The 25,926-nt window shown below is 54.0% G+C and carries 25 protein-coding genes; 6 read left to right on the plus strand and 19 right to left on the minus strand.

The genetic code is table 11. From position 1 onward, the window contains the following. The first annotated feature begins 35 nt into the window (after positions 1 to 35). Entirely contained in the window at positions 36 to 1,010 is a 975-nt protein-coding gene (gene yajO, locus HV302_RS18565) for a 1-deoxyxylulose-5-phosphate synthase YajO (protein ID WP_016155855.1), read from the plus strand. 100 nt (positions 1,011 to 1,110) lie between these two features. Here yajO and pgpA read toward each other — a convergent pair whose 3' ends face one another. From pgpA to nrdR, 6 genes are all read right to left on the minus strand, one after another. Further along, the gene (gene pgpA, locus HV302_RS18570) at positions 1,111 to 1,629 is read right to left on the minus strand and encodes a phosphatidylglycerophosphatase A (RefSeq protein ID WP_016152036.1); all 519 of its coding nucleotides are present in this window, start codon (positions 1,627 to 1,629) and stop codon (positions 1,111 to 1,113) included. Continuing rightward, on the minus strand, positions 1,607 to 2,584 hold the full coding sequence (gene thiL, locus HV302_RS18575) for a thiamine-phosphate kinase (RefSeq protein ID WP_181626400.1): 978 nt from the start codon (positions 2,582 to 2,584) through the stop codon (positions 1,607 to 1,609). Before thiL ends, pgpA begins: the two co-directional genes overlap by 23 nt. Positions 2,585 to 2,661: 77 nt before the next feature. After that, on the minus strand, positions 2,662 to 3,081 hold the full coding sequence (gene nusB / locus HV302_RS18580; protein WP_000801129.1) for a transcription antitermination factor NusB: 420 nt from the start codon (positions 3,079 to 3,081) through the stop codon (positions 2,662 to 2,664). Positions 3,082 to 3,100: 19 nt separating this feature from the next. After that, the gene (gene ribH / locus HV302_RS18585; RefSeq protein ID WP_016152034.1) at positions 3,101 to 3,571 is read right to left on the minus strand and encodes a 6,7-dimethyl-8-ribityllumazine synthase; all 471 of its coding nucleotides are present in this window, start codon (positions 3,569 to 3,571) and stop codon (positions 3,101 to 3,103) included. Between the two features lie 86 nt (positions 3,572 to 3,657). Further along, positions 3,658 to 4,761: a bifunctional diaminohydroxyphosphoribosylaminopyrimidine deaminase/5-amino-6-(5-phosphoribosylamino)uracil reductase RibD gene (gene ribD / locus HV302_RS18590; RefSeq protein ID WP_016152033.1), complete on the minus strand. Its 1,104-nt coding sequence runs from the start codon at positions 4,759 to 4,761 to the stop codon at positions 3,658 to 3,660. Between the two features lie 3 nt (positions 4,762 to 4,764). Further along, on the minus strand, positions 4,765 to 5,214 hold the full coding sequence (gene nrdR / locus HV302_RS18595; protein WP_016152032.1) for a transcriptional regulator NrdR: 450 nt from the start codon (positions 5,212 to 5,214) through the stop codon (positions 4,765 to 4,767). A 153-nt stretch (positions 5,215 to 5,367) separates the two neighbouring features. Here nrdR and HV302_RS18600 point away from each other — a divergent pair, with 153 nt between their 5' ends. Both HV302_RS18600 and HV302_RS18605 read left to right on the plus strand, forming a co-directional pair. Beyond that, positions 5,368 to 5,907, plus strand: coding sequence for a DUF3251 domain-containing protein (locus HV302_RS18600; protein WP_029139433.1), 540 nt, complete (start codon positions 5,368 to 5,370; stop codon positions 5,905 to 5,907). A 298-nt stretch (positions 5,908 to 6,205) separates the two neighbouring features. Continuing rightward, positions 6,206 to 7,090 carry a nucleoside-specific channel-forming protein Tsx gene (locus tag HV302_RS18605; protein WP_016152030.1) on the plus strand — a complete coding sequence of 295 codons (885 nt, stop codon included), beginning with the start codon at positions 6,206 to 6,208 and terminating at the stop codon, positions 7,088 to 7,090. Between the two features lie 45 nt (positions 7,091 to 7,135). Here HV302_RS18605 and HV302_RS18610 read toward each other — a convergent pair whose 3' ends face one another. The 7 genes from HV302_RS18610 to queA form a co-directional block, all read right to left on the minus strand. After that, positions 7,136 to 7,828, minus strand: coding sequence for a helix-turn-helix transcriptional regulator (locus HV302_RS18610; protein ID WP_049042280.1), 693 nt, complete (start codon positions 7,826 to 7,828; stop codon positions 7,136 to 7,138). Positions 7,829 to 7,851: 23 nt separating this feature from the next. Further along, complete coding sequence (locus HV302_RS18615) at positions 7,852 to 8,217, minus strand: VOC family protein (RefSeq protein WP_181626401.1); 366 nt, start codon at positions 8,215 to 8,217, stop codon at positions 7,852 to 7,854. A gap of 169 nt (positions 8,218 to 8,386) precedes the next feature. Next, positions 8,387 to 9,358, minus strand: a complete 972-nt coding sequence (secF, locus tag HV302_RS18620) for a protein translocase subunit SecF (protein WP_003021550.1) — start codon at positions 9,356 to 9,358, stop codon at positions 8,387 to 8,389. Positions 9,359 to 9,368: 10 nt separating this feature from the next. After that, entirely contained in the window at positions 9,369 to 11,216 is a 1,848-nt protein-coding gene (gene secD / locus HV302_RS18625) for a protein translocase subunit SecD (protein ID WP_003021547.1), read from the minus strand. A 27-nt stretch (positions 11,217 to 11,243) separates the two neighbouring features. After that, a complete protein-coding gene (gene yajC / locus HV302_RS18630) occupies positions 11,244 to 11,576 on the minus strand; it encodes a preprotein translocase subunit YajC (protein WP_003021544.1) in 333 nt (110 codons plus the stop codon). A gap of 22 nt (positions 11,577 to 11,598) precedes the next feature. Beyond that, positions 11,599 to 12,726: a tRNA guanosine(34) transglycosylase Tgt gene (gene tgt / locus HV302_RS18635; protein WP_003021535.1), complete on the minus strand. Its 1,128-nt coding sequence runs from the start codon at positions 12,724 to 12,726 to the stop codon at positions 11,599 to 11,601. Between the two features lie 55 nt (positions 12,727 to 12,781). Next, complete coding sequence (gene queA / locus HV302_RS18640) at positions 12,782 to 13,852, minus strand: tRNA preQ1(34) S-adenosylmethionine ribosyltransferase-isomerase QueA (RefSeq protein WP_003021529.1); 1,071 nt, start codon at positions 13,850 to 13,852, stop codon at positions 12,782 to 12,784. A 217-nt stretch (positions 13,853 to 14,069) separates the two neighbouring features. Between queA and acpH the strand changes: the two genes are divergently transcribed. Further along, positions 14,070 to 14,651: an ACP phosphodiesterase gene (acpH, locus tag HV302_RS18645; RefSeq protein WP_016152027.1), complete on the plus strand. Its 582-nt coding sequence runs from the start codon at positions 14,070 to 14,072 to the stop codon at positions 14,649 to 14,651. 168 nt (positions 14,652 to 14,819) lie between these two features. Next, positions 14,820 to 15,422 (plus strand): peroxiredoxin, encoded by a 603-nt coding sequence (locus tag HV302_RS18650; RefSeq protein ID WP_003021524.1) that lies wholly within the window; start codon positions 14,820 to 14,822, stop codon positions 15,420 to 15,422. Positions 15,423 to 15,470: 48 nt separating this feature from the next. On the opposite strand, the gene HV302_RS18655 is transcribed toward HV302_RS18650, so the two are convergent. The 5 genes from HV302_RS18655 to HV302_RS18675 all read right to left on the minus strand — a co-directional run bounded on the left by HV302_RS18655 (position 15,471) and on the right by HV302_RS18675 (position 22,892). Then, a complete protein-coding gene (locus HV302_RS18655) occupies positions 15,471 to 16,865 on the minus strand; it encodes a DUF3999 domain-containing protein (RefSeq protein ID WP_181626402.1) in 1,395 nt (464 codons plus the stop codon). Next, the gene (locus HV302_RS18660) at positions 16,862 to 19,504 is read right to left on the minus strand and encodes a DUF2339 domain-containing protein (protein ID WP_181626403.1); all 2,643 of its coding nucleotides are present in this window, start codon (positions 19,502 to 19,504) and stop codon (positions 16,862 to 16,864) included. Before HV302_RS18660 ends, HV302_RS18655 begins: the two co-directional genes overlap by 4 nt. Positions 19,505 to 19,640: 136 nt before the next feature. Further along, complete coding sequence (locus HV302_RS18665) at positions 19,641 to 21,509, minus strand: amidohydrolase (RefSeq protein WP_181626404.1); 1,869 nt, start codon at positions 21,507 to 21,509, stop codon at positions 19,641 to 19,643. A 21-nt stretch (positions 21,510 to 21,530) separates the two neighbouring features. Then, positions 21,531 to 22,076: an antibiotic biosynthesis monooxygenase gene (locus tag HV302_RS18670; RefSeq protein ID WP_016152022.1), complete on the minus strand. Its 546-nt coding sequence runs from the start codon at positions 22,074 to 22,076 to the stop codon at positions 21,531 to 21,533. Between the two features lie 174 nt (positions 22,077 to 22,250). After that, entirely contained in the window at positions 22,251 to 22,892 is a 642-nt protein-coding gene (locus HV302_RS18675; RefSeq protein WP_003021513.1) for a hydrolase, read from the minus strand. Between the two features lie 273 nt (positions 22,893 to 23,165). On the opposite strand from HV302_RS18675, the gene HV302_RS18680 reads away from it, so the two are divergent. Next, complete coding sequence (locus HV302_RS18680) at positions 23,166 to 24,068, plus strand: LysR family transcriptional regulator (protein ID WP_049042268.1); 903 nt, start codon at positions 23,166 to 23,168, stop codon at positions 24,066 to 24,068. Here the strand turns inward: HV302_RS18680 and malZ are convergent. Next, positions 24,062 to 25,879, minus strand: a complete 1,818-nt coding sequence (gene malZ / locus HV302_RS18685; RefSeq protein ID WP_181626405.1) for a maltodextrin glucosidase — start codon at positions 25,877 to 25,879, stop codon at positions 24,062 to 24,064. The genes HV302_RS18680 and malZ overlap by 7 nt on opposite strands. Positions 25,880 to 25,926 lie beyond the last annotated feature (47 nt).

Here is a 25,926-nt window from a genome sequence, read left to right on the forward strand (position 1 = left end):
GCTTAACTCATCACGAGCTAAGCAGGAGTGGATTAATGAAATACAACACCTTAGGAAAAACCGACCTACGGGTCTCCCGCCTTTGCCTGGGTTGCATGACGTTTGGCGAGCCCAATCGCGGCAATCACGCCTGGACGCTACCAGAAGAAAGCAGCCGCCCGATAATCAAACACGCTATTGAAGGCGGCATTAACTTTTTTGATACCGCCAACAGCTACTCCGCTGGCAGCAGCGAAGAGATTGTCGGCCGCGCGCTGCGTGATTTCGCCCGCCGCGAAGAGGTCGTGGTCGCCACCAAGGTTTTTCACCAGGTTGATGATTTAGCGGAAGGATTATCCCGCGCACAAATCTTGCGCTCAATCGACGATAGCCTCAGACGCCTGGGTATGGACTATGTGGACATCCTGCAAATTCACCGCTGGGATTACAATACGCCTATCGAAGAAACGCTGGAAGCCCTTAACGACGTAGTGAAAGCCGGTAAAGCTCGCTATATTGGCGCCTCATCCATGCACGCGTCTCAGTTTGCTCAGGCGCTGGCCTTACAGAAACAACACGGCTGGGCGCAGTTCGTTAGCATGCAGGATCACTACAACCTGATCTACCGTGAGGAAGAACGCGAAATGCTGCCGCTTTGCTATCAGGAAGGCGTCGCGGTGATCCCTTGGAGTCCGCTGGCGCGTGGTCGCCTGACGCGCCCCTGGGGAGAAACGACCGCACGTCTGGTTTCTGATGAAGTCGGTAAAAATTTATACAGTGACAGCGATGAAAACGACGCGCAAATTGCCGCGCGGCTGACCGGTGTCAGTGAGGAATTAGGCGTAACGCGTGCGCAGGTTGCGCTGGCCTGGCTGCTGAGCAAACCGGGGGTGGCAGCGCCGATTATCGGCACTTCACGCGAGGAACAGTTGGATGAGTTACTTAATGCGGTGGATTTGACGCTGAAGCCAGAGCAGATTGCCGAGCTGGAAACGCCGTACAAACAGCATCCGGTGGTCGGATTTAAATAATCTGGCATTGCCCGATGGCGCTGCGCTTATCGGGCCTACGAAACCGCCATCGTGTTTCCAGGCCGGATAAGGCGTTTACGCTGCCATCCGGCAAGCCCATTTAAATGATACCTACCGGCCAGTGATGGCCGATAAAATACAAAATTCCGGCGGAGAGTATTCCGGCCACAATATCATCAATCATGATCCCCGTACCGCCATGCACGTTGCGATCGAACCAACGGATCGGCCACGGCTTCCACATATCCAGAATACGGAAAATCACAAATCCGGCGGCGACCCACTGCCAGTCGTGGGTCGGCAGCGCCATCAGGGTTATCCACATCCCGACAAACTCGTCCCAGACAATGCTACCGTGATCGTGCACGCCCATATCTTTCGCCGTTTGATGGCACAGATAAACGCCGATACAGATAGACAACATGACCACCAGTGAATACAGCTGCCACGGCAGAAACGTCATTAAATACCAAAAAGGGATCGCCGCCAGCGATCCCATCGTGCCTGGAACAATTGGGCTCAGCCCGCTGCCAAAACCGGTGGCCAACAGGTGCCACGGATTGCGCATACTCAGGCGGCTTTTGGCGACATCTTTTTTAAGGCGCGGCAAAATGGTCATATCCTTTCCAGTCGAACGTGACGGGTTTTCCGTCGCGCGTAAAGTGAATGCCTTCCACGTCCGCGCTCATCTGCCCAATGCAGGTAAACGATGCGCCGAGATTTCCCAGCGCCACGTCCAGTGCGCCACGGTTAATTTCCGGTACGGTAAAGCATAACTCATAATCTTCACCACCCGAGAGCGCCCAGCGCAGGGCTTGTTCCGGCTCAACGTGTTGGGCAAATGCCGTAGAGTATGGCAACGCATCGACGTTAACCCGCGCCCCACAGCCGCAGGCCTTGACGATATGCCCCAGATCGGAAATCAGGCCGTCGGAAATATCGATAGCCGCACTGGCCAGATCGCGCAGGGCTTGTCCCTGCAAAATACGCGGTGTTGGACGCAGATGACGTTTAAGCAGATAGTCTGCGTCTTTTGCATCTGCCACCTGCAAGCGATCCTGCAAAATCGCCAGCCCGGCCGCGCTGTCGCCCGGCGTACCGGTCACATAAATCCAGTCCCCCGGTTTCGCACCGGAGCGTTTTAAGGCCCGTCCAACAGGGACGTAGCCGTGGATACCCAGCGTCATCGACAGTGGCCCACGCGTGGTGTCACCACCTATCAGCTGCATATCATAGTAATTGAGGAGTTCAAACAGGCCATCGCTGAAGGCTTCAAGCCAGACTTCATCGACGTCAGGCAGTGTGAGCGCCAGCGTCAGCCACGCAGGATCGGCTCCCATCGCCGCCAGATCGCTCAAATTCACCGCCAGCGCTTTCCAGGCGAGATCGGTGGGATCAATGTCGGGGAGGAAGTGGTTGCCTGCCACCAGCGTATCGGTGCTGATCGCCAGCGTCTGTTTTTCAGGGATGTTCAGAAGTGCGCAATCGTCACCAATACCGGTTTCGACATCAAGACGAGACGTTCTTACGCGGTCAAAATAACGGGCAATCAGGGAAAATTCGCCGCATGCCATACGTTATGCCTCAGCAGAAAAAAAAGAAAAAGCCGGGGGCAGCGGAAACAAGTTCCACCATCCAGCCGGCCTCGGGATTACTTTTTGTTGGGGCGAATCACAGGTGCTGCTTTATCCAGTACGCCGTTCACGAATTTATGGCTGTCTTCAGCGCCGAAGGTTTTCGCCAGTTCAATCGCTTCGTTGATGGCCACTTTGTACGGCACATCACTACGTTTAGACAGTTCAAACAGCGCAATACGCAGCACGGCTTTTTCTACCTGACCCAGCTCTTCCAACAGACGAGACAGATAAGGCTTCATTAATCCATCCAGGTACGCGCTGTTAGTCGCCACCCCGGACAGCAGTTCACGGAAATACAGAACGTCGACATCTTTTACGTCCTGTTCCGCCAGGAACTGGTATTCAACATCAGCGATGTCGTTCTGGGACAACTGCCAGGAGTAGAGCGCCTGGACGGCACACTCACGGGCGCGGCGACGAGCAGCAGGTTTCACGGATTTCCCCTTACAAAAATCAGGCCTTGATGGCTTTCAATACATTAATCATTTCAAGTGCAGTCAGTGCAGCTTCTGCGCCTTTGTTGCCAGCTTTAGTGCCAGCACGTTCGATGGCTTGTTCAATACTTTCGGTGGTCAGAACACCGAAGGCTACCGGAATGCCACTGTCCTGAGCGACATGCGCCAGGCCATTGCTTGCACCGCCAGCCACATATTCGAAGTGCGCGGTGCCACCACGAATCACCGTACCTAACGCAATCACCGCGTCGTATTTACCGGATTTTGCAAGTACTGAGGCTGCCAGCGGCAGCTCATACGCGCCCGGAACCCAAACGACGGTAATGTTTTCATCTTTAACCTGACCAATACGTTTCAGGGCGTCGATCGCACCTTCCAGCAGGCTGTCATTGATAAAGTTGTTGAAACGCGCAATGGTGATGGCGACGCGAGCGTCCGGGGTAGCAACGTTAGCTTCAATAATGTTCATATTCTTCCTTCGGATTCACTAGACCCCGCAGGGGGGCGGATTTTATCATAATAATCTGTGCGCTGCTTCCCTTTCGAACCGGGAGATCATGCGCCCACTAAATGCAGGCAAAGGTCCGGACCTACATGGCGTATTTCGTTGAATTTGAAATGGGGGGCGTCAGCCAGTTTCTCAAGGCCTGGAAGCACACATAATCCTCGTGCATCGCTGCCTAACAGTTTAGGCGCAACATACACGATTAGCTCATCGACCAGTCCGGCCTGTAATAACGCGCCCGCAAGCGTTGGACCTGCTTCAACCCAAATGCTGTTAATTTGCTGCTTGCCCAGTTGCATCATCAGCACCACCAGATCCAGGTGCCCGTTATGTTCCGGCACCTTCAGGCTGCGCACCGTCTCCGGCCAACTACGAGGATCATCTTTTGTCCGGGCAATCCAGGTTTCTCCAGGCTGTTGCACAATACGGTGTTCCGGCGTGACCTGATTCTGGCTATCAACAACAATGCGGATAGGCTGGCGCAGATTTTCCTGCGGGTAACTCGCCTGGGTTGACTCCCCAAGTTCCGACCAACGCACGGTAAGCTGAGGGTCGTCAGCCAACACCGTAGCGCTGCTGGTTAAGATGGCGTGGCTTTGCGCCCGTAATCGTTGCACATCGCGACGCGCCTGTGGCGAGGTTATCCACTGGCTTTCACCACTGGCCATCGCCGTACGCCCATCAAGCGACGCACCAAGTTTAAGCTGCACGTAGGGGAATCCCGTACGCATACGCTTGAGAAAGCCTTTATTAAGCTGCTCAACCTCGCTCATCATCAGCCCGTGACTGACGTCAATGCCCGCCTGTTGCAAACGGTAGAGACCACGACCTGCTACCTGCGGATTGGGATCCTGCATCGCTGCAACCACACGTGACACGCCTGCGGCAATCAGCGCATCGCAGCACGGGGGGGTACGACCATGATGGCTGCAGGGTTCAAGCGTTACATAGGCAGTCGCCCCTTGCGCTTTTTCTCCAGCCATGCGCAGAGCGTGGACTTCGGCATGCGGTTCGCCCGCGCGGTGATGATACCCTTCACCGACGATCTCCCCATCTTTGACAATCACGCAGCCCACGTTGGGATTGGGGTGAGTGGTAAAACGTCCGCGCGCAGCAAGCTTCAGCGCGCGCGCCATGTACAATTCATCCTGCATGGCTTAGTCCTGTAGGCGAGCAATCTCTTCGCCAAATTCTTTGATATCTTCGAAACTCCGGTAAACCGAGGCAAAGCGGATGTAGGCGACTTTATCGAGTTTTTTCAACTGCTCCATCACCAGGTTGCCGATCATCTTGCTCGGCACCTCACGCTCGCCAGTCGCACGCAGTTGTGATTTGATATGGTTCAACGCCATTTCGACGTCATCTGAGCTGACCGGACGTTTCTCAAGCGCTCTGAGCATGCCGCTGCGCAGCTTATCTTCATTAAAGGGTTCACGCACATCGTTGCTTTTCACAACGCGCGGCATGACAAGTTCAGCCACTTCAAAAGTGGTGAAACGTTCGTTACAGACCAGACACTGCCGACGGCGGCGTACTGAGGAGCCCTCGCCTACAAGACGAGAGTCAATTACCTTAGTGTCTACGGCGAAACAGAATGGGCAATGCATACGGCGTCCTGTCCTCAGTGGTTAACAGAAATCTATTTTACCCTGAACTGTCGTGACAACAAAGGCGCAGCGCTTTTGAGACAAAGGATCGATGCCTTCGTGCTCGGTGCGCACTACCATTATGCTATCGCGACAATGAAGGAAGTAATCACAATGACAAGACGTTACCTAAGAATTCTCCTGGTGGGAAGTCTCTTTAGTCTTAGCGCATGCGCACAGCAAAGCGAAGTACGCCAGATGCATCAAAGTGTTAGCACGTTGAATAAAGAGATGACACAGCTAAATCAGGAAACGGTAAAAATTACACAACAAAATATGTTGAATGCCAAATCAACCAGCGGAGCCTATCTGCTGCCGGGTTCCAATACACCAGCCCGACTGGACAGCCAGATTGGCATGTTACGGATGTCACTTGTCAATATTGCGCCGAACGCCGACGGCACGCGGCTCACATTACGTATTCAGGGTGAATCCACTACGCCTTTACCCGCCTTTAGCGCCACCGTCGAGTATGGACAAATTCAGGGCACCACGGATAACTATCAGGAAGCGAACGTTCAGAACCAATTGGTAACGGCCCCGGCAAGTATCCTTGCTCCCAGCGACGTAGACATTCCGCTGCAAATAAATGGCCTCTCTCCGGACCAGTTAGGATTTGTTCGTATCCACGACATCCAGCCTGTTAATCAATAAACTTTTTTGCGGGACGTTTTGTGCGTTCCGCAACATCACTCCGGCCCGTTTTGTTACTCACCTGACATAACCGATATTTCTGGTAAAACTTGGCAACATTCATGGGAGCCAGTACAATTCGCCGCCTAAAGTAAGCAAACGTGAACGCAATCGATTACGTAAATGATAGAACTGTGAAACAACACATATTTTTGTGAACAATGATTTTTATAATAGGCTCCGAAGAAACACGAAATATTTAGAAACGCAATTTGCGCCTTTTTCACTCCCGAAAGGGATTTCAAACAGTGGCATACATATGAAAAAAACATTACTTGCAGCCGGTGCAGTGCTGGCGCTCTCCTCGTCTTTTACTGCCAACGCTGCAGAAAATGACAAACCGCAATATCTGTCCGACTGGTGGCACCAGAGCGTCAACGTAGTGGGAAGCTACCACACCCGTTTCGGACCGCAGATTCGCAACGATACCTACCTGGAATATGAAGCTTTTGCGAAAAAAGATTGGTTCGATTTCTATGGTTACATGGATGCACCTGTCTTCTTTGGTGGTAACACTGATGCGAAAGGTATCTGGAACCACGGTTCTCCGCTGTTTATGGAAATTGAACCGCGCTTCTCCATCGATAAACTGACCGGCACCGACCTGAGCTTCGGTCCATTCAAAGAGTGGTACTTCGCCAATAACTACATCTACGATATGGGTCGTAACAAAGATGGCCGCCAGAGCACCTGGTATATGGGTCTGGGTACCGATATCGATACCGGTCTGCCGATGAGCCTGTCTCTTAACGTGTATGCCAAATATCAGTGGCAGAACTACGGTGCAGCCAACGAAAACGAGTGGGACGGCTATCGTTTCAAAGTGAAATATTTTGTACCAATCACTGAACTGTGGGGCGGTAATCTTAGCTACATTGGCTTTACCAACTTCGATTGGGGATCCGATCTGGGCGACGATGATTTCTCCGATCTTAATGGCAATAAAGCGCGTACTAACAACTCTATCGCTTCCAGCCATATTCTGGCGCTGAATTACGATCACTGGCATTATTCCGTCGTCGCTCGTTACTGGCACAACGGGGGTCAATGGAATGATGATGCAGAGCTGAACTTCAATAAAGGCAACTTTAACGTCCGTTCTACCGGTTGGGGTGGTTACCTGGTCGTAGGTTACAACTTCTAATCCTGCCAATTTATCGCAGACAAGCCAGCTTAACCGCTGGCTTTTTTATGGCTGGTCTTCACAGCGTACTTTACGTAAAAAGTCACTTAGCGAGCGATCTGCAGATTCACGAAAATGCCTGTCGAGCGGCGTGATCTTCAGACAACGATCAACGCGAAAGCAGCGATAATCGTCACGTTTCTCGCACCAGGCAACCAGCAACCAGTGCTCACCCCAGAAAAATAACCCCAGCGGCTGAACGTCGCGCCAAGAGAGATTCCCGGACTCGTCGCGATAATGCAGCGCCAACACATGCTGCGCCGAAACCGCGCGATGTAAGAGATCAAAAGCACTGCGTGAATGCGGCTGATTGCCAAAATCTGGCGCGAAAACCCGCGTTTGCTCGGCTCTGCGCCGACACTCTGGCGGCAATATCGCCAGCACTTTTTCCTGCGCGGATTCCAGCGCCTGTGAGAGTGAATCCCCGCCCCATGTTTTCAGCAACCGAATCGCTACCATTAACGCTTCTGATTCGCGATGCGTTAACATCAACGGCGGCAGATCAAACCCCGCCATTAAGCGGTATCCACTGCCCACTTCACCTTCAATGGGCACGCCGGATAAAGAGAGATCGCGGATATCGCGATAAATCGTCCGTTCAGAAACCTCAAGACGTTCTGCCAGCAGCGCCGCCGTTGTCACTCGCCTGCCACGCAGGATTTGTACAATCTGAAACAAGCGGTCGGCGCGTCTGGTCATTTTAATCCTCAGTCCTGAAAATATTACGCGGGTTGATGTAAACCAACACGATTGCCTTCGCTGTCAGTAAACAACGCAATAGTGCCAATATCCTGCCCCAGTTCGAGCGGACCAAACACGCACTGACCGCCAGCGGTGGCGACGCGTTTAAGCGTTGCAGCCAAATCATCCGTATACAGATAAATAATAGCGCCCTGCGCTGAAGGCGTAATACCGTCAAATTTAGCCAGCGCCCCGCCGGGAGCGGGATCCTGATGTGGAAATACGGCCAGCTCCGCGCTGTCCATATTCTCACGACGCAATGAAACCTGCATCACTGGCTCATAAAAAGCAATGGCGCGCTCCATTTGTGCCACGGGGATTTCAAACCAGCTAATTACGTTATTCATACTTCCTCCTGCCTGTGTGGGTAATCTCGGAAGGACTATAAGACAGGGCTACTGACAGCATACTGTCAGTAGTATGGCGACCGGAAAAGATAATGGACTGCTAGCAAATCGCAGGCAAAAAAAATCCCGACCTTGCGATCGGGATTCCAGTATCTTCACTCTTAATAGTTTAAGGCAGAATTGACGGTTGATCCGCCCCTTCTTTCTCAACCTTCTGCTGCAGCATGTGCTCACGCTTCATACCCAGCTTCAGCGCCAGCGCCGATGCTACGTAGATAGAAGATGCAGTACCGATGGAAACACCGATCAGCATCGTCAGCGAGAAGCCTTCCAGTACCGGACCACCGAACAGGAACAGCATCAGAATAACCATCAACGTCGTACCGGACGTAATCAACGTACGGTGCAACGTCTGAGTCAATGACACGTTAAAGATTTCGTAAGGCGTACCGCGACGAATTTTGCGGAAGTTTTCACGAATACGGTCAGATACGACGATACTGTCGTTCAGCGAGTAACCGATTACCGACATCAACGATGCGACGATAGTCAGATCAATTTCGATATGGAACAACGACAGGATCCCAAGTGTGATAATCACGTCGTGCGCCAGAGCGATAACTACCCCTGCCGCCAGTCGCCACTCAAAGCGGAAACCGACGTACACCAGGATGGATATTAACGCCGCCATCAGCGCCATTGCACCGGTTTGCGCCAGGTCTGCACCCACGCTCGGACCCACGAATTCAATTCGCTTCACTGCGGCGTTTTGGTTGGTGGATTCGTTAATCACACTCAACACTTTGCTGCCCAGTACCTGACCGCCGTCTGCGCCTTCAGTTGGCGGCATACGCACCATAATGTCGTGGCTGCTGCCGAAGTTCTGCAGAAGCGGATCAACAAAGCCCGCTTTCTCCAGCGCATCGCGCATCACGTCCATATCGGCCGGTTTTTCCAGCGTGATTTCAATTACCGTACCACCGGTGAAATCGAGACCCCAGTTAAACCCGCGTACGCCCATCACCACGATGGCCGCAATCAGCAGGAAACCTGAAATGCCGAAAGCCCAGTAGTCCCAGCGCATAAAGTCCCAGACTTTACGGCCGTGGTTCAATTGTTCAACAGTATATTCCTGTGCCACTTCGCACTCCTCAGATTGACAGCTTTTTGACGCGCTTGCCGCCATACAACAGGTTTACGATGGCACGTGTACCGACAATCGCGGTAAACATCGACGTCGCCACACCAATACCGGTAGTAATCGCGAACCCTTTAATTGCCCCGGTGCCAACTGCGTACAGGATAATGACCTTAATCAGCGTCGTAATGTTCGCATCAAAGATGGAGCTAAATGCACCCGCATAACCTTCATTGATGGCCTGCTGCACCGAACGCCCGTTACTCAACTCTTCTTTGATACGTTCGTTAATCAGTACGTTCGCATCGACCGCGACGGCAAGGGTTAAGACGATCCCCGCAATCCCCGGCATACTCAGCGTGGCTCCCGGCAGCAGCGACATAATACCGACAATCAGTACCAGGTTAGCAATCAGCGCACTGGTCGCGATCAGACCGAACTTCTTATAGAAGAAGATCATGAACAGAATAGACACCACCAGACCGGCCAGACACGCTTCCAGACCCTGTTTAATGTTCTGCATACCCAGGGTAGGACCGATGGTACGTTCTTCAACAATCTGAATCGGCGCAATCAACGCACCGGCACGTAACAGCAGAGAAAGCTGACGAGCTTCGTTCGGGTTGTTAATACCGGTGATACGGAAGCTGTTGCCCAGGCGAGACTGGATGTTGGCGATGTTAATCACCTCTTCCTGTTTCACCAGCACTGCGCGACCGTTGGCATCTTTTTTACCGCTGTCTTTGTACTCCACGAACAGGGTCGCCATCGGCTTACCGATGTTGTCCTTGGTGAAGTTGGACATGATGTTACCACCCGCGCTATCCAGCGAGATGTTAACCTGCGGCTGATTGTATTCGTCCTGGCTGGAAGTGGAGTCGGTGATATGATCACCGGTCAGGATCACGCGTTTGTACAGCACAACCGGCTGACCTTCACGAGACTGTTTCACTTCCGAATCACCCGGTACACGCCCGGATGCCGCAGCAGACTGGTCAACGTTGGTATTCACCAGACGGAATTCCAGCGTCGCGGTAGCGCCCAGAATTTCTTTCGCACGCGCGGTATCCTGAATGCCTGGCAGTTCGACCACAATGCGGTCAGCACCCTGACGTTGGACCACCGGCTCAGCAACACCCAGTTGGTTAACACGATTACGCAGAATGTTGATGTTCTGCTGTACCGCGTATTCACGGGCTTCGCTCAGGCGCGCATCGGTCATCACCGCACGCAGAGCATTGCTGCCCTGGCTGGAAATAACCAGATCCTGGTGACGCTTGCTCAGGTAAGAGATAGCTTCATCACGGGCGCTGCTATCACGGAAGGTGATGCTCAGACCGTAGTTATCTTCTTTGCGAACGGTAGTATAAGGAATGCCTTTTTCACGCAGATCGCTGCGCAGGCTATCGATATTTTGTTCCTGCAACTTACTCAGCGCGGTGTCCATATCCACTTCCATCAGGAAGTGAACGCCGCCACGCAGGTCAAGACCGAGTTTCATCGGTTCTGCGTGAATGGCTGCCAGCCAGCGTGGAGTTGCCGGTGCAAGGTTAAGCGCCACGACGTATTGATCGCCCAATACGCCCATTAACACTTCACGTGCGCGCAGTTGGGTATCAGTGGAGTCGAAGCGCGCAAGAATAGCACCCTCTTCCAGAGCCACAGACTTAGGTGTGATTTTATCTTCTTGTAACGTTTTCTGGACCTGGATCAGCGTTTGCTCACTGGCGGCGGCACCGCGCACGCCAGTGATTTGAACAGCCGGATCCTCACCATACAGGTTGGGAAGCGCATAGAGCAGACCGACGACAATAACGACGATCAGCATGACATACTTCCACAAAGGATAACGGTTTAACACGGCAGTTCCCTTTGGGAAAACAATAAATTACAGCGCCTTCATGGTGCCTTTCGGCAGAACGGCAGCTACGAAATCACGTTTAATAACCACTTCAGTGGTGTCGTTCAGCGCGATAGCGATGTAGCCAGATTCTGCTACTTTGGTCACGCGACCCACTAGACCACCGTTAGTCAGCACTTCATCGCCTTTCGCAATGGAGTTCATCAGATTTTTGTGTTCTTTGGTGCGCTTTTGCTGCGGGCGCAGGATCATGAAGTAGAAAATCAGACCAAACACCACCAGCATCAGAATCAGAGACATCGGGCTGCCCTGCGCCGGAGCACCTGTTGCCGCTACCGCATCAGAAATAAAAAAGCTCATTCAAATTCCCTCATTATTAAAATTAATCAACGTTCACAGGTGGAACTGGTCTACCCTGACGTTGGTAAAAATCGGTCACGAAGCTCTCTAATTTACCCTCTTCAATAGCCTTGCGTAAACCCGCCATCAAACGCTGGTAGTAGCGAAGGTTATGAATCGTGTTGAGTCGCGCGCCCAATATTTCGTTGCAACGGTCGAGATGATGCAAGTAAGCGCGCGAATAATTGCGACAGGTGTAGCAATCACACTCAGCATCGAGCGGACTGGTGTCGCTTTTATGTTTCGCGTTACGAATTTTTACCACGCCGTCAGTCACAAACAAATGACCATTACGGGCATTTCGCGTTGGCATCACGCAGTCAAACATATCGATACCGCGACGTACGCCTTCAACCAGATCTTCTGGTTTGCCGACGCCCATCAGGTAACGAGGTTTATCTGCCGGAATCTGTGGGCATACATGCTCCAGGATGCGGTGCATATCTTCCTTCGGCTCACCGACAGCCAAACCGCCGACAGCGTAGCCATCAAAACCGATGTCTACCAGACCTTTAACGGAGATATCACGTAAATCTTCGTAAACACTGCCCTGAATGATGCCAAAAAGCGCATTTTTGTTGCCGAGGCTATCAAAACGATCCCGACTGCGCTTCGCCCAACGCAGAGACATCTCCATCGAGCGTTTAGCATAGTCCCAGTCGGCCGGATACGGTGTACATTCGTCGAAGATCATGACGATATCGGAACCGAGATCGTATTGAATCTCCATTGATTTCTCGGGATCGAGGAAAATCGGATCGCCGTTGATCGGGTTACGGAAATGCACGCCCTGCTCGGTAATCTTACGGATATCACCCAGGCTGAAAACCTGGAAGCCGCCGGAATCGGTGAGGATTGGCCCTTTCCACTGCATAAAATCGTGCAGATCGCCATGCAGTTTCATGATTTCCTGTCCCGGGCGCAGCCACAGGTGGAAGGTGTTACCGAGGATAATCTGCGCGCCAGTTGCTTCAACTTCTTCCGGCGTCATGCCTTTCACAGTACCGTAAGTACCGACCGGCATAAAAGCAGGTGTTTCTACTACGCCACGATCAAAAACCAGGCGGCCGCGGCGAGCGCGACCATCTGTGGTATCCAGTTCAAATTTCATCTTAACTCCTGCGTCAGAAAAACAGTCCGACGTTTTAAATACTCATATCGCGGATTTATTCCCCGACACGCTCAGAAATAGCCTGCGGATTGTACGTGATAAACATCGCATCACCGTAACTAAAAAAGCGATATTCCGCTTTTACCGCTTCATGATAGGCGTGCATGGTGTTTTTATAACCAGCAAACGCGGAAACCAGCATGATCAGCGTTGATTCCGGCAGGTGGAAGTTGGTTACCAGGGCATCAATCACCTGATATTTATAGCCAGGATAAATGAATATTTGCGTATCGCCGAAAAACGGCTCGATAAGGTCGTTTTTGGCCGCCTGTGCCGCGCTTTCCAGTGAACGTACGGAGGTGGTGCCCACCGCAATCACGCGGTTGCCGCGCGCTTTCGCCGCCAGCACAGCATCAACGACATCCTGCGGCACTTCCGCATATTCGGAGTGCATGATGTGATCTTCGATGGTGTCTACGCGCACCGGCTGGAAAGTCCCCGCGCCCACGTGCAGCGTGACGAACGCCATTTCAATGCCTTTATCGCGCAGCTTAGCCAGCAGCGGATCGTCAAAGTGCAGACCCGCAGTCGGCGCGGCGACCGCACCCGGTTTTTCGCTATACACGGTCTGATACAGCTCGCGATCGGCATCTTCATCCGGACGGTCAATATACGGTGGCAGCGGCATATGGCCGATGGCGTTAAGGATATCCAGCACGCTGCGCTCGTCGTTAAACTCGACTTCAAACAGCGCGTCATGGCGTGCCACCATCGTTGCTTTAATACTTTCGTCGTCGCCCAGCAGCAGCTCGGCCCCCGGCTTTGGCGCTTTCGAGGCGCGAATATGCGCCAGAATACGTTTGTCATCCAACATACGCTCGACCAGCACCTCGATCTTGCCGCCGCTGGCTTTACGGCCAAACAGACGCGCCGGAATAACGCGGGTGTTGTTAAAGACCAGCAAATCGCCAGGGTTGAGCTTATCGAGCAAATCGGTGAAAGTACCGTGCGTCAGCGCGCCCGTCGGCCCGTCCAAAGACAGCAAGCGGCAACTACTGCGCTCAGCTTGCGGATAGTGGGCAATCAGGGATTCGGGTAGTTCAAAGGTGAAATCGGTAACGCGCATGACACTGACTCAGACTAAAATAAGAGGCGGGTAGTCTAGTGCCGGGGCGTCCTCCCTGCAACCTTTACCCCTCAAGTTAAAAGACATAATCTATACACAAAATCATTCAAGATGCATCGAGGCGGCAACTGAATGAGTCCCCGGGAGCTTACTCAAGTAAGTGACTGGGGTGAGTGAAGGCAGCCAACAAAGAGGCAGTTTGAAGGATGAAGTGGATATGAATTTTCTTGCACATTTGCATCTGGCTCACCTTGCCGACAGCTCGCTTTCCGGCAATTTGTTGGCCGACTTTGTCCGGGGCAATCCGGAAACGCACTATTCGCCTGACGTGGTGGAAGGCATCTTCATGCACCGTCGTATCGACGTGATGACCGATAACCTGCCGCAGGTGCGTGAAGCCAAAGAGTGGTTTCGCAGCGAAACGCGCCGTGTCGCGCCGATTACGCTGGACGTAATGTGGGATCATTTTCTGTCGCGCCACTGGTCGGAAATATCCCCCGACTTCCCGCTGGCGGACTTTGTCCGCTATGCACGCACCCAGGTGACCACTATTTTGCCTGAATCGCCACCGCGCTTTATCAATTTAAACAACTATATATGGTCAGAGAAATGGCTTGAGCGCTATCGGGACATGGATTTTATCCAGAACGTCCTGAATGGCATGGCCAGCCGCCGCCCACGACTCGATGCCCTGCGTGACTCATGGTATGACCTGGATACGCATTACGATGCGTTAGAGGAACGATTCTGGCAGTTTTATCCGCAAATGATGGAACAGGCGCAGCGTAAAACCCTTTGATTACAGCCCGTATTAGCCGCCGGATAAGCAGTAGCCGCCATCCGGTAAAAGATTGATAGACAAAACCTGTCTCATTGATTGCCAGCGCCTCTTTGTCTTATTCGCGAACACTCTCTATACTGGCCCGCGTTGCGTTCCAAAAACCCCTTAACATTGCAGGAGAATTATATGGTACTGGTAACTCGTCAGGCTCCGGATTTCACAGCAGCTGCGGTACTGGGTAGCGGTGAGATCGTTGAAAACTTCAACTTCAAACAGCATACCAACGGTAAAACTACCGTTCTGTTCTTCTGGCCGATGGACTTCACCTTCGTTTGCCCGTCTGAACTGATCGCTTTCGACAAACGTTACGAAGAATTCCAGAAGCGCGGCGTGGAAGTTGTTGGCGTTTCCTTCGACTCTGAATTTGTCCACAACGCATGGCGTAACACCCCTGTCGACAAAGGCGGCATCGGTGCAGTGAAATACGCAATGGTTGCTGACATCAAACGCGAAATCCAGAAAGCCTACGGCATCGAGCACCCGGAAGCGGGCGTTGCTCTGCGCGGTTCTTTCCTGATCGACGCTAACGGCGTTGTTCGCCACCAGGTGGTTAACGATCTGCCGCTGGGTCGTAACATCGACGAAATGCTGCGCATGGTTGACGCGCTGCAGTTCCACGAAGAGCACGGCGACGTTTGCCCGGCACAGTGGGAAAAAGGTAAAGAAGGTATGAACGCGTCTCCGGACGGCGTAGCAAAATACCTGACCGAGAACGTTTCCAGCCTGTAATTGGCATGAATCGTAAGAGGCCCGCAAATGCGGGCCTTTTTTATTGGTCTATGTCGGATTATCCTTTTTCACTTCACGCCAGATTCGCCACGCCATAAGCGCCAGTACGGCGACCCCAAGAATTAACGCCCCCCACACCAACAACGTTTTCCACTGGCTTTGTTGCTCAGCTACTGACGTTGCCGTCAATCGCGCTTCACCACCAAGCGCCACGCTCTCCTGAAGAGTCGCCCACGGTAGATAATCTATCTCCTGCGATTTACGCAGCGACGCCGGGATCAGCATATCGAGACCAACATCTGCCTTTTTCGCCGCCCGGTTTCCCCACGCCAGCATATAAGGCCCTTTGCCCTGCGTATTAAACACCAGTTGATAACTGTCGCGCATGCCGCTCAACTCAGGCAGCCTCTCTGGCAACCGGGCGTTAATGGTCGTCATCCGGACGGCCTCAACCAACTGACCGGAAAGACGAATATCTTCCGAACTCCTCCAGTCCAGATTGTAAAGCATGGTTTTTGTCAGCGGCTGCCAAGGCTCTTTTTCAGCGCTGCGCCAGGCCAGTTCCACCGGTAAAACACCTTCACTTTCCAGATCGATGCGAAGCGAGGTCAGCGGCTGGGGCTGCGCCCATCGCCAGACGGCTTCGTCATCCGAAACCTTATTCCCCTGGGCTTCAATCACGATACGCTCGGATTCCGGCTCGCTGCTGGCCGCTATCGCGCTCACGCTGTTTAACGTCAGCGCCGGACTTTGCGAGTCGAGGATCACAAGCAGGTAGCGAGTCGCCTCCACAGAGAGCGTGAGGCTGGCGCTGATGGTGTCCATTTTCAGGCGATCGTTATCACGCGTCAGATCCATTAACGGCGCATCTTCCTGCACGGGTCGCCAGTAGCGCAAATCACTGCTTGCATAAACCGAGGCTTTCCCCTGCCAGTTGCCCGCCTGCGAGTCCCAGTTCAGGCGTAACTGCGCCAGTGAAAAGGCATCTTTCGTCTCTTCCGGGAGCGTCAGTAAATAGCTCTGGCCGAGCGCTTTGACATCATCACTTTGCAAATGAATTTCAATGCCGCTCTTCGAGCGTAAAACAATAGCGTCTCCGCCTCGTTGCCCCTCCTCACGCGGCGCAACCGGTGACATATCAAGCGGGAAAAAACGCAGCGCCACTGCCTCTGGCGTAACGGGCTGGGTTTTCTGCGCCACCAGAGTAAACGGCACCGTCTCCCCCAGATGGTTAAAGACCCGGACATCGCGCAAATCCGCCCAGGCGGTACCCGGATACACCGCCGGAGGTAGCGAAACACGATACCACGGTGATGTGCCCGTAGTTTCCAGCGTCACCCCCGTTACGTAGTCCGCGGGAGACTCTTTCACTTCATCGCTGCTTACCGCCGCGCCTGTCGCGCCCAGCAGTACGCTGCATAACACCGCTTTCATCCATTTCATTTTTCTTCTCCAGCTTTGGGCAGTAATGGTGAAAAATACCCGATAATCAACACCAGAATGGCCACGCCGATAAACGCAACCGCGCGCGCCAGGCCGCCGCCTCCTGCGCTGTCCACCAGCATCAGTTTCACAATGACTATCCCCAACAATACCGCGCCACACAGCCATTCCCGACGCGAGCGGCGCCGGGTCGCCCGCAGCATCACCACCAATGCCGCCAGCATCCAGAACAGAGCAAAACAGGTTTGAATCAGCCGTGAATCCCATAGTGTGTCTACACGCCACGCAACCTCGCCATACCAGGACAATGCGCGCAGCAGCACACCATTGAGCCACCAAAAGCTGAGCGCCATCAGCGCCACAACCGGCCATGGGCGACATACCGAAAGCTGCGCCGGGAAATAGCGTTCAGACGCGCGATAAAACACCACCAGGCCCAGCAGGGCAAAAGCTGCGCCCTCTTCCAGCGGGTTGAGCAACGGCAGATAAGTCTGACGATAAACCACGCCATCTTGTAAATTCGTCAGCACGAGCAGACTGACCAGCACCAGCACAACGGGAACCATCGCCTGAACAGAATAGAGGGCCGGCCAGATGCGAAACGGCCAGATTTGTCGATGAACAGACTGATAAATCAGGAAAATAAGCAGCCCGCCAGCAGCCATCATCAGGCCGCTACCCCACGCGGCCCTTCCCCACGGCAGCCCCTGCGCGAACCAGAACAGCTCAACCGCGAGCGCCAGTAAAATCATCCAGAAGAACGATAAATGCGCCAGTCTGGAAAGCATTGGCGGTAATATTTGTGCATCACGCCAGAGCAGCGCTACCGCAACAATTAGCGCCGCGCACCAGGCCAGATTCGGCCAGCCCGCCGCAAAAATCTGCTGTACAGAGATCTGATAGATCAGCATCACCAGCATCATCGGCCACAGCAGCCATTTACTGGCATCCAGTTCCCGCCACGCCAGGCGACCCGCAATACTTCGCCAGCCCCAGCTCGATACCGCCATTAATGCCAGCACGCCAGACAGTACCCACCGCTCCTGTTTCAGAACGAGTTGCGATGCCGCAACGAGCGCAACAATCCAGAAAACCAAACCACCAGCGAGTAGCGCCCAACTGCCCGGCATCCAAATGTTGCGCCATAGCCATGCAGCAACCAGCCAACTGAGGCTGAGCACGGCAAAAATCAGCATGACTGAGAGCGCGGTTGTTCCGTTCGCCAGCGCCCATAGCGCGCTGCCCACGGCCAGCACGAGCAGCGCCGTACCGCTATAACTCATGCGTCGTTGCTGTTGTTGCACGCCCAGCCAGAGGATCCCAAGCCCCTCCAGCGACCAGGCCATCGCCGTCCAACGGGCTGAAAGCGCCAACGGGATAGCAAGCGTGGTAAACGCACCACCGAGCGCCAGGGCGGACAATACCAAAGGTCTCCCCAGAGAAAAGGAACGGCGCAACGCAAACTTTGCTAACACCAGATAGAAACCACCGTAGCCCAGCGCACTAAGCGCCGGACCATAAGCCATATGCCGGGTAATGGCATACTGCATTCCAAAACCGATCAGCGGTGGGGCAAACAGCAGTACGCCGTCAATAATCTGTTTGCCTTTTTCCTGCGCCCGGAGCGACAACGCCACGCTCAGCACGCCAAAAATAATCGTGTTGGCGATCAGGAACAGTTGGCAACTCAGGTAATACTCTGGTCGATAGTCCTCCAGGCCCCATACCCCGCCAACGCCGAAGGTGAACAGCAGGCCAAGCAGATTAAGCTCCCGCCAGTGCTGCCAGATGCTGATGGCGAGAATGCCGACCGAGAGCAGAAGATAGAATGAGAAGAGCGCGACATGACTGCCACCGCCGGTGGAAAGCAACAGCGGCGCGAGATAACCGCCAAGACTTGCCAGCATCGCCAGGCTGAGCGCCTTTTGCAGAATAGCCAGCCCCACACTCGCCGCACAAATCACCACCAGCAGCGCAAATGCCAGCGTCATTGGCAGCATTTGCCACAGCCGGAACGCGCCAAACACGGTGAGATAGAGTGCTCCGGTAGCTCCGCCCTGTAATATCAGCGCATAAATCGGTTGCTTATGCCGCAACCGCCAGCCCAACGCCAACAGCACAATAGCGAACAGCGCGGCCGCCACCAGACGCAGCTCCAGCGGAAACAGAGAATGTTCGACCGTATAACGCAGCAGGAAAGAAAGCCCCAAAAACAGGAGCAAAATACCGAGCTTTGCCAACGGGTTACCCTGCATAAACCAGCGCACCAGCGATGACATTACCCCGCCAAAAGCAGAAGGCCGCTCGACGTCGGGCGTAGATACCGCCGCATTATCCGGCTTCGGCTGTGAAGCCCACGGGTTAACGGGCTCAGGCGGCGGCTCAGTTACAGGCTCCGGCGATACGCTGCTCATCGCAGCCGTTGACGCATCGGCAGGAACAATTTCTTTTGCTGCCGTTGGCTCAACGGCGCTGGTCTGCGCCACACCGCGCAGCTCCAGCTCCTCTACCCGACGGCGCAAGACCATCAGCTCAGAACGTACAGCCGCACTGCGTCTGAATGCCACGATCGCGAGGCCAGGAACCACTACCAGCGCGAAGAATAATACAATGCAGCCAAGGGTTAGCAGCTCATCCATGTTTCCACCTTCACTGTATAAAGACAGACCAGAATGACACAAATTGTTGCAGTTGCGCCATATCGGTTAACACGATGAACCGCTTTTCAGAATAGACAATCAGCCCCTGCGTTTGGCCAGGGGCTGTGATGAGGGATTAAAACGCGAAGCAGGAGCAGCCAAGCGCGCCCCAGAAAGCCCGGTCATCTGACACCGGAATTGCCGATTTACGCGCTATATCATGCTGATGGCCGTGTACGCCGCAGCTGCCGCAGCACTGGTGCATCTGCACCAGTGCGCCAATTTTCGCCGCAGCAGGCGGCGCTGAGCGATAGTGCCCCGGCACTTTTACCACCGGCGACCAGTCAGGTACAACCGGGATGGCCGGCGGCGCCAGCGGAGTGAAATGCCCGGCAGCATACACCACTTTGCCATCGACAATGGTCATTACCGACTCTATGCCTTTGATCTCCTCTTCCGGCACACTGAAGTAATCTTTAGACAGCACCACCAGGTCGGCCAGTTGGTCTTTCTCGATGCGCCCTTTCTTACCCTGTTCGCTGGAGAACCAGGCGCTACCGGCCGTCCACAGTTCCAGCGCCACATCGCGTGGCAGGCGATTGTTATCATCGTACATCGCCATCCCTCCCACAGTACGGCCCGAAACCAGCCAGTAGAGCGCTGTCCACGGGTTGTAGCTGGCCACGCGGGTGGCATCAGTCCCCAGCCCTACCGGAACTTCAGCCGCCAGCATTTTCGCCACCGGCGGGGTATGTTTGACCGCATCTTTGCCGTAGCGATCGACAAAATATTCGCCCTGAAACGCCATACGGTGCTGAACAGCGATCCCGCCCCCCAGCGCTTTTACGCGCTCGATATTCCGTTCGGTAATCGTTTCAGCGTGATCGAAGAACCAGTGCAGGCCATTGAACGGGATATCGCGATTCACCTTCTCGAATACGTCGAGCATACGGCTGATGGATTCATCGTAGGTGGCGTGCAGCCGGAACGGCCAGCGGTGCTCCACGAGGTGGCGCACCACGCGCTCCAGCTCATCTTCCATACCTTCCGGCAGATCCGGGCGTGGCTGGAGGAAGTCTTCAAAATCCGCGGCCGAGAAGACCAGCATTTCCCCTGCCCCATTGGCACGGTAGAAGTCGGTCCCCTGCCCTGGTTTGAGCATATCGGTCCAGCGTTCAAAGTCTTCCAGTTCCTGCTGCGGACGCTGGGTAAACAAGTTGTAGGCGATGCGCACCGTCATCTGTTTGTTGGCGTGTAACTGCTCAATTATCTCGTAATCTTCCGGGTAGTTCTGAAAACCACCGCCTGCATCGATGGCGCTGGTCAGCCCGAGACGGTTCAGCTCGCGCATAAACTGCCGGGTCGAGTTGACCTGCATTTCCAGCGGCAGTTTTGGTCCTTTTGCCAGCGTCGAATAAAGGATCATGGCATTGGGTTTGGCGATCAGCATCCCAGTTGGGTTACCGTTGCTATCACGCACAATCTCACCACCCGCCGGGTCCGGCGTCGCCTTGGTGTAGCCGACTGCTTTCAGTGCGGCACGGTTCAGCAAAGCTCTGTCGTAGAGGTGCAGAACAAAAACTGGGGTATCCGGGGCAGCTTCATTCAGTTCTTCGAGGGTTGGCATGCGACGTTCGGCAAACTGGAATTCGCTCCAGCCGCCCACCACGCGCACCCATTGCGGCGATGGCGTTCTGTCAGCCTGCTCTTTGAGCATGCGCAGCGCGTCCGCCAGCGACGGTACGCCTTCCCAACGCAATTCCAGGTTGTAATTCAGACCGCCGCGAATGAGGTGCAGGTGCGAATCGTTCAGGCCCGGGATCACCGTATGTCCCTGCAGATCGACAACCTGCGTCCCGTCGGTGGCAAAACTCATGATGCGATCGTGGCTACCGGTCGCCAGGATCTTACCATTGGCGATCGCCACCGCCTCGACCTGCGGGTTTTGTCTTTCGAGAGTATGAATTTTTCCGTGAGTCAGAATCAGTGTGGCAGTTTGAGACATAACAATCTCCTGAGAAACCGGTCAGGCTTTTTTCAGCCATCCGGCAAACAGACGGGTTACGATGGGCATCCAGAACCAGACCACCAGCGCAACCACACAGGCATCATTGATCAGATGCAGGAGTAACGAGCCCTTCATGGCAGGCAGCACAATGCCGGTCAACCACGGCACCAGATTGGTGCTGGGAAAAATCACCAGCAGGGTTATCAGAAACTGTTTCCAGCGCCTGGGCTGACGTACATGGGGCGCGGGCGGCGTAAACCAGAACGCCGCTTCGGTTCGGATTTCGGTTTTATCCCCCTCCGCCAGCAGCGGGGCAATCTCTTCGACCAGCACGCGGCGCGTATCGGACTGGGTCCAGTTATACAGATGCTCAAGCGTGTCGAAGCGGATAATGATGTTCCACAGATTGTTGCCATCTGCAGGACGAATCACATTCGCCCCCAGATGACCGGGAAACTCGGCCGCCACCGGCATGATTTTCCCCAGCCACTGCTCATACCGCTGCGCTTGTTCAGGCAGCAGGGTGTGGGAAATCACCAACGTCACATGTTTGTTCTGCGCCATAAAGGGTTCCTTGTGGAGAGGAAACAGGCCCGCTTAGGCCACGGAAGCAATACACAAAATCATTCATGGCGCATCGAAACGGCAAGATTGTGTATCCCCGGAGGCTGACAAAAGTTAGTGACCGGGGTTCGCAAACGAAGCCCACAAAGAGGCAACATGAAGGATGAGGTGTATTTAGGCTTTACGTTCCGGCGCGCCATGCACCATGGTGTAGGCGTAATCCACGCCCATACCGTAGGCGCCGCTGTGCTCACGTACCAGATCCATGACGGCGTCGTAGGTTTCTTTGCGGGACCAGTCGCGCTGGTACTCGAGAAGAACCTGTTGCCAGGTCACTGGTACGGCACCCGCCTGTACCATGCGGTCGATAGAACGCTCATGGGCATCCACGGATGTGCCGCCGGAAGTGTCAGTTACCACATAAACTTCGTAACCCGCTTCCAGCGCCATCAGCGCCGGGAAAGTTAGGCATACTTCGGTCCACAGCGCGGAGATAATCAATTTTTTACGCCCGGTCGCTTCCACGGCTTTCACAAACGCCGCATCTTCCCAGGAGTTCATCGAGGTGCGTTCAATTGGTTTAACATCAGGATGAACCGCTAACAATTCCGGCCAGATATAACCGCTAAAACTTTTCGTTTCCACAGAAGTATAAATCACCGGAACATTGAATATTTTCCCGGCCTTCGCTAATGCCACGGTATTATTTTTCAAAGTCTGGCGGTCAATATTCGCCACACCAAATGACATTTGCGGCTGATGATCAATAAAAATAAGCGTTGAGTTTTGAGGGTCAATCAGTTCCCGAATAGACATAGCACACCTTCTTAATCAATAAGTTAAAAGGCAACGGTCTGTATCTGCCGTCAGCAGCAGGATCCTGAATCAGAAAGCTTGTTGAGTATAGCGGGAAATTTCTAACGAGTTATTAAAGAAAACTTACCATCCAGTGAAACTATTAATTTTGTGTTGCGATATATCCTAAACAACATCAAAAAAATGCGCATGACTCATCTAATTTATTCACTGGCATTGTTTTTCTCCATTCGGTACAACAGAGGGGTTTAATTTTCAGGATATTTTCTGCTTATGCGCATCAATCTGGATGTTTTGCTAATTCTCGACGCACTCGATAAACAGGGTTCATTTGCCGCGGCGGCGGAATCGCTGTTTAAAACCCCTGCAGCACTCAGCTATATGATTCAAAAGCTGGAAAGTGATTTGAATATCGAGTTGCTTGACCGTTCCGGTCACCGGGCAAAATTTACCGACACCGGTCAGATGATGCTGGAAAAGGGACGTTTGCTACTGAGTGCGGCAAAAGATCTCGAAAAGCAGGCGGTGCAGCTGAGTTCAGGCTGGGAAAAAGAGCTGGCGATTGCGCTGGACGACTCCTTCCCTTTCGCCTCGCTGTTGCCCATTATCGATGAATTTCACGCGCTGAATAAGCAAACCCGCCTTAACTTCACCCACCATACGCTGGCGGGCTCCTGGGAGGAGCTGACGCATAATGGAGCAGATATTATTTTGGGGGCGATTAATGAACCGCCTACGTCAGCGGCCTGGTCCTACAAAATGCTTGGCACGCTGGACAATGTGTTTGTCGTTGCGCCTGAGCATCCGCTGGCCGCAGCACCGGATGGCCTGACTAACGAACAGTTGTGCCTGCACCGGGCGATTGTTATTAGCGACAGCGCCCGCTTTTGTCATCCGTTACAAACCAATCTGATGGAGGAGCAGGCGCAGATTCGCGTTGATGATTTCCACAGTAAGGTGATGCTACTGCGGGCCGGCTTGGGCTGCGGATTTCTCCCCCGCCATATTGCTAACCCGTGGCTTGCCACGGGCGAGCTGGTGGAAAAAACGGTCATCTCATTTCGCCAAAAAGACGTGGCCTATATGGCCTGGCGCAATAACCGCGATGGATTAGCGCAGCGCTGGTGGCGGGAAACGCTGCTGGCAAGCCAGGATGTTACGCGCTTATATCAATGACCCATCCACACCGAGGCGGAAATCGCCGGCAGCGTCAGGATATCCTCGGCAAGCACGCCTTTGCCCTCCTGGTGCTGCCATTGACTGACGCTCAGTAATGGCGAGGCTGGCAGGACCACTTCACAAGCGTGGCCACGGTTAATCGCCACCAATACGCGCTGGCGGTTTAGCACGCGTACAAACACCACCACGTTATCCTCGGCGTAAATCACCTGACAACCACCATGGCGCAGCGCCTGGCTCTGGTGGCGTAATGTTGCCAGCCGCTGATACAACGCCAGCAGGTTAGCGTCCTGTTTTTCAGGCTGCCACGGGAATGGTTTGCGACAAAACGGATCGTTGTTCCCATCCAGTCCCACTTCGTCACCGTAGTAAATACAGGGCACGCCAGGCCAGGTAAACAGCCACACCACCGCCAATGGTAAACGTGCGACGTCTTTACCGAGCAGAGATTTAAAACGGGCGGTATCGTGGCTGTCGAGCTGGTTGAACATCCGCAACTGCTGCTGATGTGACAAACCCGCGCGATAGTTATCCATCCACGCCATACAGGTCTGGGCGTCAATGAATTGCGGATCGTATGAGATATCGGTATTGGCGAGAAATCCCCATATCGGGAAGGTAAAACCGCGATAGTTCATGGCGGCATCTTCCGCGTCGGCCTGCAACCATTGGCGCGCGTCGCCAAAATGCTCGCCCACCACATACGCCTCTGACTGGGTCTCTTTCGCCGCCTGCGTAATTCCGGCCACGTGCTGCAGGTTGTTGTGCGCACCACCGGCCTCTCCCAGCATATGCACCACGTCAAGACGCCAGCCGTCCATACTCCACGGCGCTTTCAGCCAGTGGCGAACGATACTGTCTTCGCCGCGATAAATTTCATTCACCAGGCTTTCAGAGGCAAAGTCCAGTTTGGGCAGGCTGGAATACCCCAGCCAGTCGAGCGCGACGCCGTCGGCTGAGAAATGATACCAGTCGCGCCAGGGGGATTGCGGATTATGGCACGCGCCATCCGTTCCCCGATTATGTCGGTCAAACCAGGCGTGTGAATCGCCGCTATGGTTAAAAACACCGTCGAGAATCAGGCGCATCCCCAGCTGTTGGGTGGTGTGACGCAGGCGCAGCAGCGCCCTGTCGCCGCCAAACTGCGGATCAACATGACGGTAATCTTCGGTATCGTATTTATGCACGCTCGGCGCGGTAAATACCGGATTCAGGTACAGCGCCGTGACGCCTAACGTTTTCAGATACGGCAGCTTTTCGCTGATGCCGTCCAAATCGCCGCCATAAAACGTGGAGCCACCGGCCTGGGCCGTAAGCGGTTCATCCCACTCGCGCCGCACAATATCGTGTCCGGCAGCGTGGTGGTAATAGACGTTATCCTGAGTCGCTTCACGCGACTGGCTGCGGGCAAAACGGTCCGGGAAAATTTGGTAAAAAATCTGATCGGCGACCCACTGCGGACCGTTATCCGGCACATCAACAGCAAACTGCTCCAGACGCGCAGGCGGAAAACGGCTGAATCCCTGCGGGGTGAACCACAGCTGACGATCGAGCCAAAGTAATTTAAAACTATAGCGTCGACGAGGCTGTCCGCTGGAGAGATCGATCGCCGCTCTCCACGCGGTCACGCCCGGTTGCGGCTGGCTGCGTTGCTTGTGCATACCCAGCGAAATCTCTTCGTTATCGTTTTCTGCGCGTAGCGTCACCCGCTGGGGTGGATTTTCCCCCGCCAGCCATAATGTAATCGTCAGTTGATCTTTGTTTTGCTTAACAAATGGGGCAACCGGAAGGTGCCAGGCGTTCAACATCACGTATCCCCTTTGATGATAATGACGTCACCTTGCCATAGCGAAGT

It is taken from the genome of Citrobacter sp. RHBSTW-00859, assembly GCF_013729795.1.
GTDB classification, from domain to species: domain Bacteria; phylum Pseudomonadota; class Gammaproteobacteria; order Enterobacterales; family Enterobacteriaceae; genus Citrobacter; species Citrobacter braakii.

Excerpts from the sequence above, each read along its gene's own strand:
- queA (WP_003021529.1), bottom strand. The coding sequence starts at position 13,852 with ATGCGCGTTACCGATTTCACCTTTGAACTACCCGAATCCCTGATTGCC.
- HV302_RS18675 (WP_003021513.1), bottom strand. The coding sequence starts at position 22,892 with ATGTCTATTCGGGAACTGATTGACCCTCAAAACTCAACGCTTATTTTT.
- HV302_RS18600 (WP_029139433.1), top strand. The coding sequence starts at position 5,368 with ATGACAAGACGTTACCTAAGAATTCTCCTGGTGGGAAGTCTCTTTAGT.
- HV302_RS18670 (WP_016152022.1), bottom strand. The coding sequence starts at position 22,076 with ATGGCGCAGAACAAACATGTGACGTTGGTGATTTCCCACACCCTGCTG.
- HV302_RS18680 (WP_049042268.1), top strand. The coding sequence starts at position 23,166 with ATGCGCATCAATCTGGATGTTTTGCTAATTCTCGACGCACTCGATAAA.
- acpH (WP_016152027.1), top strand. The coding sequence starts at position 14,070 with ATGAATTTTCTTGCACATTTGCATCTGGCTCACCTTGCCGACAGCTCG.
- malZ (WP_181626405.1), bottom strand. The coding sequence starts at position 25,879 with ATGTTGAACGCCTGGCACCTTCCGGTTGCCCCATTTGTTAAGCAAAAC.
- HV302_RS18660 (WP_181626403.1), bottom strand. The coding sequence starts at position 19,504 with ATGGATGAGCTGCTAACCCTTGGCTGCATTGTATTATTCTTCGCGCTG.
- yajO (WP_016155855.1), top strand. The coding sequence starts at position 36 with ATGAAATACAACACCTTAGGAAAAACCGACCTACGGGTCTCCCGCCTT.
- HV302_RS18665 (WP_181626404.1), bottom strand. The coding sequence starts at position 21,509 with ATGTCTCAAACTGCCACACTGATTCTGACTCACGGAAAAATTCATACT.
- HV302_RS18615 (WP_181626401.1), bottom strand. The coding sequence starts at position 8,217 with ATGAATAACGTAATTAGCTGGTTTGAAATCCCCGTGGCACAAATGGAG.
- ribH (WP_016152034.1), bottom strand. The coding sequence starts at position 3,571 with ATGAACATTATTGAAGCTAACGTTGCTACCCCGGACGCTCGCGTCGCC.
- HV302_RS18610 (WP_049042280.1), bottom strand. The coding sequence starts at position 7,828 with ATGACCAGACGCGCCGACCGCTTGTTTCAGATTGTACAAATCCTGCGT.
- yajC (WP_003021544.1), bottom strand. The coding sequence starts at position 11,576 with ATGAGCTTTTTTATTTCTGATGCGGTAGCGGCAACAGGTGCTCCGGCG.
- nrdR (WP_016152032.1), bottom strand. The coding sequence starts at position 5,214 with ATGCATTGCCCATTCTGTTTCGCCGTAGACACTAAGGTAATTGACTCT.
- HV302_RS18605 (WP_016152030.1), top strand. The coding sequence starts at position 6,206 with ATGAAAAAAACATTACTTGCAGCCGGTGCAGTGCTGGCGCTCTCCTCG.
- thiL (WP_181626400.1), bottom strand. The coding sequence starts at position 2,584 with ATGGCATGCGGCGAATTTTCCCTGATTGCCCGTTATTTTGACCGCGTA.
- tgt (WP_003021535.1), bottom strand. The coding sequence starts at position 12,726 with ATGAAATTTGAACTGGATACCACAGATGGTCGCGCTCGCCGCGGCCGC.
- HV302_RS18650 (WP_003021524.1), top strand. The coding sequence starts at position 14,820 with ATGGTACTGGTAACTCGTCAGGCTCCGGATTTCACAGCAGCTGCGGTA.
- HV302_RS18655 (WP_181626402.1), bottom strand. The coding sequence starts at position 16,865 with ATGAAATGGATGAAAGCGGTGTTATGCAGCGTACTGCTGGGCGCGACA.
- ribD (WP_016152033.1), bottom strand. The coding sequence starts at position 4,761 with ATGCAGGATGAATTGTACATGGCGCGCGCGCTGAAGCTTGCTGCGCGC.
- pgpA (WP_016152036.1), bottom strand. The coding sequence starts at position 1,629 with ATGACCATTTTGCCGCGCCTTAAAAAAGATGTCGCCAAAAGCCGCCTG.